The sequence below is a fragment of the Streptomyces sp. NPDC054956 genome, from assembly GCF_053609185.1.
Map to the genome: position 1 here is coordinate 1 of NZ_JBSGXB010000499.1, position 3,508 is coordinate 3,508.

Consider the following 3,508-nt stretch of genomic DNA (forward strand, 5'->3'; position numbering starts at 1 on the left):
GCCGGTCACAGCGCTAGCCTTCCCGACCGGCCCGGCCTTCGACGAGGGGGGTCAGGCCGTCCAGGAGGGCCGTCAGGCCGAGCTCGAAGAGGGCGTCGAGGCGCAGGTCGTAGCCGTCGTCGAAGGCTCCGACCACCTTGGCGAAGGTCGGGAAGCGGCCCGAGGCCACCAGTCCCCGCAGGTCGGAGGCGCGGCCGTCCATCCACTGGTCCTCCGACTCGCCGGTGGAGGCTTCGGCCTGCGCCTCCCACTCCAGGTGCACGGCCAGGCCCTGGACATGGCTGTAGAGCAGTACGTGGATGTCGAACAGCTCGACCGGACCGAGCCCGTGGCCGTCGAGGGCCCGCAGCACCCATTCGGCGTGGACCATCAGGTTGGGCACGAGCAGGGGGCGGGTGAGGGAGCCGACCTGAGCCAGCCAGGGGTGCCTGCGGTAGAGGGCCCAGAGGGTCCGGGCACCCGATTCGACGCAGGCGCGCCACTCCTCGGGGGCTTCGCCGGGGTAGGACTTCTCGCCGAACACGGTGTCGGCCATGAGCAGGATGAGGTCGTCCTTGCTCGGGACGTACCGGTAGGGCGACATCGCGGCGACGCCGAGCCGAGCGGCGACGCCCCGCATGGAGAGCGCCGGCAGGCCCTCGGCGTCGGCGATGTCGATGGCCGCACGGACGATCCGCTCGAGGCTCAGATCCCGTTCCCCCTCAACGGCCGGGCCGGGGACGGTGAGCGAGGGGCGGCGGACCGGAGCCGCCGGAGCGGCCGGTGCTCCGCCGGCGACGACGGTGCCGGCCCTGGGGCGGGTCTCGACGAGTCCCTCGAGGCGCAAGGTGGTCAGGGCCTTGGTGGCGGTCGCCAGTGCGACGCCCCATTCCCCGGCGATCTGCCGGATCGAGGGAACCCGGTCGCCCGGGGCCAGTTCACCGCTGGCGATGCGGTGGCGGATCCCGGCGACGATGCGCAGATAGGGCGGCTGATCGGATGGGTCTGTGGGCTTCGTCACGTCCTGCGGCCTCCCTTGTCTGTACTAGCGCAGAGGCTAGCAGCGACGATTCCGGCAGGACCCCTAACTGTCCTAGTACAGCAGAGGAATTCTGCCTGTTGAAGGCCCTGTGCGTACGTCGTACGTTCACGTTGCGTACAGCGTAGACAAGGAGCTTCCCATGCAGAACGTCCTCATCTCCGGCGGCGGAATCGCCGGGCCGGTGCTCGCCCACCGGCTGCACCGCCACGGCTTCGCGGCGACCGTCGTCGAGCGCGCCCCGGGCCCGCGTCCCGGCGGCCAGGCCGTGGACATCCGCGGTGTCGCCCTCGAAGTCGTCGAGCGGATGGGCCTGTTGGAGCGGGCGCGAGGCGTACGGACCCGCATGCGCGGCATGTCGGTCCTCGACCCGGACGGCAAGGAGATCCACCGTACGACCGAATCCACCTTCAGCAGCGGCCGGCTCGACACCGACGACATCGAGCTGCTGCGCGACGATCTGGTGCGGATGGTGTACGAACACACCCGCGCCGACGTCGAGTACCGCTTCGGCGACGGCATCACCGCGCTCGAGGAGGACGCGGCCGGCGTCCGCGTCGACTTCGCCCACGGGCCGTCCCGCACCTTCGACCTGGTGATCGGCGCCGACGGCCTGCACTCCACCGTGCGGCGCCTGGCCTTCGGACCCGAGGGGGACTTCGCCCACCACCTGGGCAGCCACCTCTCGGTGTTCGGCGCGGACAACTTCCTCGCGCTGGAGGACTGGCAGATGTGGCTGCGGGACGGCGACACCGGTTTCGGCATCATGCCGGTGCGCGACAACACCGAGCTCAGGATCGCCTTCGGCTTCATGTCCGACCCCGGCATCCAGGACGGCGACGCCCTGCGCCGGATCGTCGTCGACAAGCTCGCGTCACTGCGCTGGGAGGGGGCCCGGCTGGCCGAAGCCGCCCGGACCGCGCCCGACTTCTACTGCGACGCCATGGCTCAGATCCGCATGGACCACTGGTCGCGGGGCAGGGTGGCCCTGCTCGGCGATGCCGGCTACTGCCCCTCTCCCCTCTCGGGACAGGGCACCAGCCTCGCCCTCGTCGGCGCCCACGTACTGGCCGACTGCCTCGCCCGCGAGCGGGGCGATCACCGTGCCGCGTACGCCCGTTACGAGCGGCGGATGCGCCCGTTCGTCACGCTCAACCAGGCCCTGGCCACGGAGAACCCCGGCGGGCCGGCCTCCGAGGCCTCCGTCGAACACGCCAAGAACGCGCTCTCGCTGGACGGGTGATCGCCAGGGATGGTGTGGTGGTCCGGGCGGCCCGCATCCGGCACCGGGGCGGACGGGAGTCTGACGGCAGGCCCTGGGAACGAGTGGAGGCGGTCGGCGTGCGCGCGGTGGTGTTCGAGCGGTACGGGGAGCGGGCCGCGGTACGGGAGGTGCCCGATCCGGCACCGGCCGCCGGCGGGGTGGTGGTACGGGTCGGGGCGACCGGGCTGTGCCGCAGCGACTGGCACGGATGGATGGGGCACGACCCGGACATCACGCTGCCGCACGTGCCGGGCCACGAACTGGCGGGCGTGGTCGAGGCGCTGGGACCGGGAGTCGCCAACTGGCGGGCCGGGGACCGGGTCACGGTCCCCTTCGTCTGCGCCTGCGGAACCTGCGCCGAGTGCGCCGCCGGCCAGCACCAGGTGTGCGCCCGGCAGACCCAGCCCGGGTTCACCCACTGGGGGTCCTTCGCCGAGTACGTCGCGCTGGAGCACGCCGACGTGAACCTGGTGGGCGTACCGGAGGAGCTGTCGTTCGACACGGCGGCCGGGCTGGGCTGCCGTTTCGCGACGGCGTTCCGGGCGGTGGTCGCCCGCGGGCGGGTGGCGCCGGGCGAATGGGTCGCGGTGCACGGCTGCGGCGGTGTGGGGCTGTCGGCCGTGATGATCGCGGTGGCCGCGGGGGCCCGGGTGGTGGCCGTGGACACGGCCCCGGGGGCACTGGAGCTGGCGCGGCGGTTCGGAGCCGCGCACTGCGTGAACCCACACCGGACCGACGCGGCCGACGCCGTAAGGGAGTTGACGGGCGGCGGGGCGCACCTGTCGCTCGACGCCCTGGGTTCGCCGGTGACGGCCGCGGCCTCGGTGGCCGGACTGCGCAGGCGCGGCCGGCACGTCCAGGTCGGGCTGCTGCCGGCCGCGCAGGGGGCCGCGGCGCTGCCGATGGAGCGGGTCATCGGGTGGGAGCTGGAGCTCCTCGGCAGCCACGGGATGGCGGCGCACGCGTACCCGCCGATGATGGAGCTGGTCCGCTCGGGGTCCCTGCGGCCGGACCTGCTGGTCACGGCCACGATCCCGCTGGACGCGGCGCCGGCGGCACTGGCGGCGATGGGCACGGCCCCGGGGAGCGGGGTCACGATCATCCGGCCGGGCGCGGCGGACGTGGCGGCGGAGGGCTAGGCCATCTCTTCCGGATCTTGCCTGACCCGCGCCGCCCGGCACCGCACCTCGCCGCGTTGTCGAGGCACCCGAGGACGTCCAGTCATC

At 73.1% G+C, this 3,508-nt stretch carries 3 protein-coding genes; 2 read left to right on the forward strand and 1 reads right to left on the reverse strand.

What is annotated here, in order from left to right:
• Positions 1-13: 13 nt before the first annotated feature.
• Positions 14-1,000 (reverse strand): TetR/AcrR family transcriptional regulator C-terminal domain-containing protein, encoded by a 987-nt coding sequence (locus ACWGDE_RS37335; protein WP_453393526.1) that lies wholly within the window; start codon positions 998-1,000, stop codon positions 14-16.
• 160 nt (positions 1,001-1,160) lie between these two features.
• On the opposite strand from ACWGDE_RS37335, the gene ACWGDE_RS37340 reads away from it, so the two are divergent.
• A complete protein-coding gene (locus tag ACWGDE_RS37340) occupies positions 1,161-2,261 on the forward strand; it encodes an FAD-dependent monooxygenase (protein WP_453393527.1) in 1,101 nt (366 codons plus the stop codon).
• 98 nt (positions 2,262-2,359) lie between these two features.
• Positions 2,360-3,421 (forward strand): zinc-dependent alcohol dehydrogenase family protein, encoded by a 1,062-nt coding sequence (locus ACWGDE_RS37345; RefSeq protein ID WP_453393528.1) that lies wholly within the window; start codon positions 2,360-2,362, stop codon positions 3,419-3,421.
• The last annotated feature ends 87 nt before the right edge of the window (positions 3,422-3,508 follow it).